The organism is Vibrio sp. TRT 2004 (assembly GCF_050113735.1).
Taxonomy (GTDB): domain Bacteria; phylum Pseudomonadota; class Gammaproteobacteria; order Enterobacterales; family Vibrionaceae; genus Vibrio.
On sequence record NZ_JBNJOH010000052.1, the window covers coordinates 21119 to 29222 of the forward strand.

Consider the following 8104-nt stretch of genomic DNA (forward strand, 5'->3'; position numbering starts at 1 on the left):
ACCTTCTACCAAATAATCCCGTGGGATTACTCTTCGTCTTCTAGCTCGATGTTGATACCTAGCGAGCGAATCTCTTTCAACAGTACGTTGAACGATTCTGGCATACCAGGTTCCATGCTGTGGTTACCGTCTACGATGTTCTTGTACATCTTAGTACGGCCGTTAACGTCATCAGACTTAACTGTTAGCATTTCTTGTAGCGTGTAAGCAGCACCGTAAGCTTCAAGTGCCCATACTTCCATCTCACCGAAACGCTGACCACCGAACTGAGCTTTACCACCAAGTGGTTGCTGAGTTACTAGGCTGTACGAGCCAGTCGAACGAGCGTGCATCTTGTCATCAACAAGGTGGTTCAGTTTCAGCATGTACATGTAACCAACAGTTACAGGACGCTCAAACGCATCACCAGTGCGACCATCAAACAGAGTTAACTGACCAGATTCTGGTAGGTCACCTAGTTTTAGAAGCTCTTTGATTGATGATTCATTTGCACCATCGAATACCGGCGTTGCGATCGGTAGACCGCCACGTAGGTTAGAGATCAACGTACGAACTTCATCATCAGATAGAGACGCGATGTCTACGTTCTGACGAGTTTCACCAAGATCGTAAACCTTCTGTAGGAAGTCACGGAACTTAGCTAGCTCTTGCTGCTCTTTAACCATCTGGTTGATCTTGTCACCGATACCTTTCGCTGCCAGACCTAAGTGTACTTCTAGGATCTGACCGATGTTCATACGCGAAGGTACACCTAGTGGGTTCAGTACGATGTCAACAGGTTGACCTTTTTCATCGTATGGCATGTCTTCAACAGGGTTGATCTTAGAGATTACACCCTTGTTACCGTGACGACCCGCCATCTTATCACCAGGCTGGATGCGACGTTTAACCGCTAGGTAAACTTTAACGATCTTCAGTACGCCAGGTGCTAGATCATCACCTTGTGTGATCTTGCGACGCTTGGTTTCAAACTTCTTATCGAAGTCTGCACGTAGCTCGTCATACTGCTCTGCTAGTTGCTCTAGCTGAGTCTGTAGAGCATCGTCTTCAAGCGTCAGTTCTAGCCACTTCTTGCGATCGATAGCATCTAGTTTCGCTTCAGTGTAACCACCGTCGATAAGTACAGCTTTAACACGGTTTAGAAGGCCACCCTCAAGAATCTGGAATTCTTCAGTAAGGTCTTTCTTCGCTTCTTTAAGCTGCATCTGTTCAATTTCAAGTGCACGTTTGTCTTTTTCAACACCGTCACGAGTAAATACTTGAACGTCGATGATAGTACCTGAAACAGAGTTTGGTACGCGTAGAGACGTATCTTTAACGTCTGACGCTTTCTCACCGAAGATAGCACGTAGTAGCTTCTCTTCAGGAGTTAGCTGAGTTTCACCTTTAGGCGTTACTTTACCTACAAGGATGTCACCGCCTTTCACTTCCGCACCGATGTAAACGATACCTGACTCGTCTAGTTTAGACAGAGCAGACTCACCTACGTTTGGAATGTCAGCTGTGATCTCTTCAGCACCAAGCTTAGTATCACGCGCCACACAAGATAGTTCTTGAATGTGGATAGTCGTGAAACGGTCTTCTTGAACTACGCGCTCAGATACTAAGATCGAGTCTTCGAAGTTGTAGCCGTTCCAAGGCATGAACGCGATACGCATGTTCTGACCAAGAGCAAGTTCACCAAGGTCTGTTGAAGGACCATCAGCAAGAACGTCACCACGTGCAACAGGTTCACCAGGCATCACACATGGACGCTGGTTGATACACGTATTTTGGTTAGAACGAGTGTATTTAGTTAGGTTGTAGATATCGATACCTGCTTCACCAGAGATCAACTCTTCTTCGTTCACTTTAACAACGATACGAGAAGCATCTACAGACTGGATTACACCACCACGTTTCGCTACCGCAGTAACACCAGAGTCAACTGCGATGTTACGCTCAATACCAGTACCAACTAGAGGCTTATCAGCTTTAAGAGTTGGAACTGCCTGACGTTGCATGTTCGCACCCATCAATGCACGGTTCGCATCATCGTGTTCTAGGAACGGGATAAGCGATGCAGCGATAGATACAACCTGGTTAGTTGCAACGTCCATGTAGTCAACATGTTCGCGTGGGTGTAGACCAGATTCACCTTTCTGACGAGCTGTGATTAGCTCTTCAGCAAATGTGCCTTCTTCAGTAAGAACAGTGTTCGCCTGAGCGATAACGTACTGACCTTCTTGAATAGCAGATAGGTAATCTACTTCGTCTGTTACTACGCCATCTACAACGCGACGGTATGGAGTCTCTAGGAAACCGTACTCGTTACAACGCGCAAACGCAGATAGAGAGTTGATCAGACCGATGTTTGGACCTTCAGGTGTTTCGATAGGACATAGACGACCGTAGTGAGTTACGTGTACGTCACGTACTTCGAAGCCAGCACGTTCACGAGTTAGACCGCCAGGACCCAACGCAGAAATACGACGCTTGTGCGTTACTTCTGATAATGGGTTGTTTTGGTCCATGAACTGAGATAGCTGAGAAGAGCCAAAGAATTCTTTAACCGCAGCAGAGATCGGCTTAGCATTGATTAGATCTTGAGGCATGATTGCATCAAGGTCACCAAGGCTTAGACGCTCTTTAACAGCACGTTCAACACGTACTAGACCAACGCGGAATTGGTTTTCTGCCATTTCACCAACAGAACGGATACGACGGTTACCTAGGTGGTCGATATCGTCCACTTCACCGATGCCGTTACGGATAGCGATAAGCTTCTTCATCACTTCGATGATATCAGTTTCATCAAGTGTGCCTTGCTCTTGAGCATCTTCACGTTCGATAGAGCTGTTGAACTTCATACGACCAACAGTCGATAGATCGTAACGCTCTTCAGAGAAGAATAGGCTTTCGAATAGTGCTTCAGCAGCTTCTTTCGTTGGTGGCTCGCCAGGGCGCATCATGCGGTAGATTTCTACCAGCGAAGAAATACGATCAACAGTGCTGTCGATACGTAGTGTCTCTGACATGAATGGGCCGTGGTCTAGATCGTTCGTGAATAGAACAGATAGAGCTTTATGGCCAGCTTGAGAAAGGTTAGCTAGAGCTTCTAGGCTGATCTCTTGGTTTGCACCAACAATGATCTCACCGGTTGCTTCGTTGATGTAATCTTTCGATGCAACTTTACCAACGATGTACTCTACAGGTACTTCGATGTGGTCAATGCTGTCTTTTTCAAGTTGACGGATATGACGTGCAGTCACACGACGGCCAGTCTCAACGTAAACCTTACCGTTAGCTTCGATATCGAACGACGCAGTTTCACCACGTAGACGATCAGGAACAAGCTCCATTAGAAGAGTTTGATCTTTAACTTCGAAGTTCACCTTCTCAAAGAAGATGTCCAGGATCTCTTCAGTCGTCTTACCTAGTGCGCGAAGAATGATAGATGCTGGTAGCTTACGACGGCGGTCAATACGTACGTATAGGTTATCCTTAGGATCAAACTCGAAATCAAGCCATGAACCACGGTAAGGAATAACACGTGCATTGTATAGAACTTTACCTGATGAGTGGGTCTTACCCTTATCGCTGTCGAAGAATACGCCAGGACTTCTGTGCAGCTGGGATACGATAACCCTCTCGGTACCATTGATAACGAAGGTACCATTGTCTGTCATAAGCGGAATTTCGCCCATGTAGACTTCTTGTTCTTTAATGTCTTTTACAGTACCTGCTGGCGCGTCTTTATCAAAAATAACTAGACGTAGTTTTACGCGTAGTGGCTTTGAATAAGTTACGCCGCGGATTTGACATTCTTTAACGTCAAAAACTGGCTCACCAAGACGGTAGCTAACGTATTGCAGCTCGGAATTGCCGTTGTAGCTCTGAATCGGAAATACAGAACGGAAAGCAGCTTCAAGACCGTATTGACCTTCAGGATCCTGTTCGATAAATTTCTCGAACGAATCGAGCTGGATCGATAGCAGGTATGGAATGTCCAACACTTGTGGACGAGTACCAAAGTCCTTACGGATGCGCTTTTTCTCGGTATAAGAGTAAACCATGGGGTTCCTCAGCTCGCTGATAAGTGACCCAAACTGCCTCTGGTAGTATGAGACAGTGACTAAATATCTGTTTGAGTGTAGTAGCGTTTCATTAAGAGCTAATGAAGCGTTTTTTGCTTGAAGTATGGGTGCTCAAACAGCGGAAAAATCACCCAACCCCTACAGCGCAAAAAGGCCGGTGGTTATAAAACCACCAGCCATTAGCCGTTAGGCTAAGAAGCTAAGTAATAATTACTTAACAGCAACTACTGCGCCAGCTTCTTCTAGCTGAGCTTTAAGAGCGTCAGCTTCTGCCTTCTCAACACCTTCTTTAAGAGGTGCTGGAGCGCCGTCTACAAGAGCTTTAGCTTCTTTAAGACCTAGGCCAGTTGCGCCACGTACTGCTTTGATAACAGCAACTTTGTTAGCGCCTGCAGATTCTAGGATTACGTCGAACTCAGTTTGCTCAGCAGCAGCTTCGCCAGCTGCAGCGCCACCAGCTACAACAGCAGCTGCAGCAGAAACGCCGAATTTCTCTTCCATCGCTTCGATTAGTTCAACAACTTGCATTACAGACATTTCTGCAACTGCGTCTAGGATTTGCTCGTTAGTAATAGACATAACAATTCTCTTTTAAATCAACAATAAGTTTATTAAGCAACCAGAAAAAAGCAAGGCTTACGCCGCAGCTTCTTCTTTTTGATCGCGGATAGCAGCGAATGTACGTACCAGCTTGCCAGCAGAAGCTTCTTTCATGCACATCATTAGGCGTGCGATTGCTTCGTCGTAAGTTGGTAGTGTCGCTAGTACTTCAGCGTCAGTTAGCGCGCCTTCAAATGCAGCAGCTTTGATCTCGAAGTTTTTGTTCTCTTTAGCGAAGTCTTTGAAAAGACGCGCTGCAGCACCTGGGTGCTCGTTAGAGAATGCGATTAGAGTAGGACCAGTGAATGTCTCTGTTAGACACTCATAGCTAGTACCTTCTACCGCACGACGCATCAGCGTGTTACGAACAACTTTCAGGTAAACGCCCGCTTCACGAGCTTGTTTACGTAGAGAAGTCATTGCGCCCACTTCAACGCCACGAGAGTCAGCTACAACTGCAGAAAGTGCACCACTGGCAGCTTCGTTGACTTCAGCAACAATTGCTTTTTTGTCTTGAAGGTTTAAAGCCATCTTGGATTAACTCCTGGTTGTCGTTACACCACTCACTATTATCACAACAGTGAGAGCTTAAAAGGTGCTTCCCAGAAGAAAGGTAACTATTTACATAGAGCTTTCTGTCAGTTCGGGCACCATCTACGTAGGATGATTAAGTTTGACAAGTCAAACACCTACGGTCTTGGACGGAGACTGGGTCATAATTCACAACAAATTCTAGAAGAATTTAATGAACCAAAGTTCAGCCCCAACCACAAATATTAGGCGCAGAATTATACATTAATTTCGCGCCTAATCAAATCAATTATGCTTGAGTGTTCAGGCTACCCTGATCAACAGCAACACCAGCACCCATAGTAGTAGAGATGCTTACTTTCTGCAGGTAAGTACCTTTAGCAGAAGATGGCTTAGCTTTCTTCAGAGCAACTAGAAGAGCTTCTAGGTTCTCTTTGATCTGCTCAGCAGAGAAGTTTGCTTTACCGATAGTAGTGTGGATGATGCCGTTTTTGTCGTTACGGTAACGAACCTGACCAGCTTTAGCGTTCTTAACAGCTTCAGCAACGTTAGGAGTTACAGTACCAACTTTAGGGTTTGGCATTAGACCGCGAGGACCTAGGATAGTACCTAGTTGACCTACAACGCGCATTGCATCTGGAGAAGCAACAACTACGTCAAAGTTCATTTCGCCTTTCTTAACTTGCTCAGCAAGATCTTCCATACCAACGATGTCTGCGCCAGCTTCTTTAGCTGCTTCAGCGTTTGCACCTTGAGTGAACACTGCAACGCGGATGTCGCGGCCAGTACCGTGTGGTAGTACAGTTGCACCACGTACGTTTTGGTCAGATTTACGAGCATCAATGCCTAGGTTAACAGCAACGTCTACAGACTCAACGAATTTAGCAGTTGCTAGTTCTTGAAGAAGAGCTACAGCTTCGTTGATTTCGTATTCTTTAGTCGCGTCAACTTTGTCGCGGATTACGCGCATGCGCTTAGTTAGTTTAGCCATCTTATTAACCCTCTACCACTAGGCCCATTGAACGAGCAGTACCAGCGATTGAACGCTTCATTGCTTCGATGTCAGCACCAGTCATGTCAGCAGCTTTAGCTTCTGCGATTTCTTGGATTTGAGCTTCAGTTACAGTGCCCACTTTTTCAGTGTTTGGACGGCCTGAACCAGACTTAACGCCAGCAGCTTTCTTAAGAAGAACAGCAGCAGGTGGAGTCTTAGTGATGAACGTGAAAGAACGATCGCTGTATACAGTGATAACTACTGGAGTAGGTAGACCTTTCTCTAGAGATTCTGTTTTCGCGTTGAACGCTTTACAGAATTCCATGATGTTAACACCGTGTTGACCTAGTGCAGGACCAACTGGTGGACTTGGGTTTGCCATACCAGCAGCAACTTGTAGCTTGATGTAAGCTTCAACTTTCTTAGCCATGATTATTCCTAATTTTGGGTACAAGCGCTAATCGACCGATCAGCTCCCCGTTGATACAAATTCTTTTTATTTCGCTCAAAACTTAAGCTTCGATTGAAATAATAAGGCGCGAGATTATAGTCATAATTCGCGCCTTATACAACCCTAAAAAGGTGATTTTTTATACTCTACAAATCAGAGTATTAGTCCAGTTTTTCAACCTGACCAAATTCAAGCTCAACTGGTGTCGCACGACCAAAGATCGATACAGACACTTTCAGGCGGCTCTTCTCGTAATCCACTTCTTCAACTGTACCGTTGAAGTCAGCAAATGGACCGTCTGTAACGCGTACAACTTCACCCGCTTCGTACATAGTACGTGGGCGAGGAGCTTCACTTGCTTTCTCTAGACGGTTAAGAATCGCATCAGCTTCTTTATCAGTGATAGGAGCTGGACGATCAGAGGTACCACCAATGAAGCCCATGACACGCGGCACACTGCGTACTAAGTGCCATGATTCATCGTTCATGATCATCTGAACTAGGACGTAACCAGGGAAGAACTTGCGCTCAGACTTACGACGCTGACCTGCACGCATTTCCACTACTTCTTCAGTAGGGACTAGAACTTCACCAAACAGCTCTTCCATGCTGTGCATTTTGATATGCTCACGAAGAGATTGGGCTACACGGCCTTCAAATCCAGAGAAGGCTTGAACCACATACCAGCGTTTTTTTGGAGCTTCACTCATGAATTAAAACCCTCTATACCCCAGTTGCTAGAGCGACAAGACGAACCATGATGCCGTCAATGCCCCAAAGCACTAGAGCCATTACAATACTTACAGCTAAAACGATTAAAGTAGTTTGCATAGTTTCTTGGCGAGTAGGCCAAACCACTTTGCGTACTTCCATACGCGACTCTTTTGCAAACTCAATCGCAGCTTTACCCTTAGTTGTTGTAGCAGCAACACCAAGTGCCGCAGCGATTAATACAACAACTCCTGCAGCACGAATTACTACAGACATTTCACCATACAGGTAATTACCCACAACAGCGGCAGCTAACAGAGCGAAAGTGACAATCCACTTAAAGATATCTGCGCCATTTGAGCTATCAGGAGTTTCAGCATTATTTGCTTTCATAAAACCAACCTGTCTAAGTCTTAATATAGACGACAACAACCCCGCTGTTGCAGGGCAAATCCATTAAACGACAATCTAACTAGATTGACGCACGCTTTTATTGATTGAGAAGCAACACCTCAATCAAAAAATCCTGCTTACATGTCTGTTTTCATAACAATGCAACAGACATTTTGTATAGTGCAGAAAAAGGGCATCAAATGATGCCCTTTTTGCTACTGGTTCGTCAAATCTTATTCCAAGATTTTCCGAAGACTTTAGCTAATTCGTTAGAATTAAGCGAAGATCTTAGCAACAACACCAGCACCAACTGTACGGCCACCTTCGCGGATCGCGAAACGTAGACCT

General features: G+C 45.4%; 7 protein-coding genes and 1 pseudogene. All 8 read right to left on the minus strand.

Annotated features, from left to right (window positions below):
* Window positions 1-26 precede the first annotated feature (26 nt).
* Window positions 27-4055 (minus strand): DNA-directed RNA polymerase subunit beta, encoded by a 4029-nt coding sequence (gene rpoB, locus ACQEXR_RS17105; RefSeq protein ID WP_426953313.1) that lies wholly within the window; start codon window positions 4053-4055, stop codon window positions 27-29.
* 231 nt (window positions 4056-4286) lie between these two features.
* Window positions 4287-4655 carry a 50S ribosomal protein L7/L12 gene (rplL, locus tag ACQEXR_RS17110; protein ID WP_269378477.1) on the minus strand — a complete coding sequence of 123 codons (369 nt, stop codon included), beginning with the start codon at window positions 4653-4655 and terminating at the stop codon, window positions 4287-4289.
* A 57-nt stretch (window positions 4656-4712) separates the two neighbouring features.
* On the minus strand, window positions 4713-5207 hold the full coding sequence (gene rplJ, locus ACQEXR_RS17115; RefSeq protein ID WP_138971459.1) for a 50S ribosomal protein L10: 495 nt from the start codon (window positions 5205-5207) through the stop codon (window positions 4713-4715).
* A 289-nt stretch (window positions 5208-5496) separates the two neighbouring features.
* Window positions 5497-6198, minus strand: coding sequence for a 50S ribosomal protein L1 (rplA, locus tag ACQEXR_RS17120; protein WP_138971460.1), 702 nt, complete (start codon window positions 6196-6198; stop codon window positions 5497-5499).
* 4 nt (window positions 6199-6202) lie between these two features.
* Window positions 6203-6631: a 50S ribosomal protein L11 gene (gene rplK / locus ACQEXR_RS17125; protein ID WP_138971461.1), complete on the minus strand. Its 429-nt coding sequence runs from the start codon at window positions 6629-6631 to the stop codon at window positions 6203-6205.
* A gap of 182 nt (window positions 6632-6813) precedes the next feature.
* The gene (gene nusG / locus ACQEXR_RS17130) at window positions 6814-7362 is read right to left on the minus strand and encodes a transcription termination/antitermination protein NusG (protein ID WP_008078233.1); all 549 of its coding nucleotides are present in this window, start codon (window positions 7360-7362) and stop codon (window positions 6814-6816) included.
* Between the two features lie 13 nt (window positions 7363-7375).
* A complete protein-coding gene (secE, locus tag ACQEXR_RS17135; protein ID WP_004747599.1) occupies window positions 7376-7756 on the minus strand; it encodes a preprotein translocase subunit SecE in 381 nt (126 codons plus the stop codon).
* Between the two features lie 275 nt (window positions 7757-8031).
* Window positions 8032-8104, minus strand: a pseudogene (locus ACQEXR_RS17140) (elongation factor Tu); the annotation flags it as partial.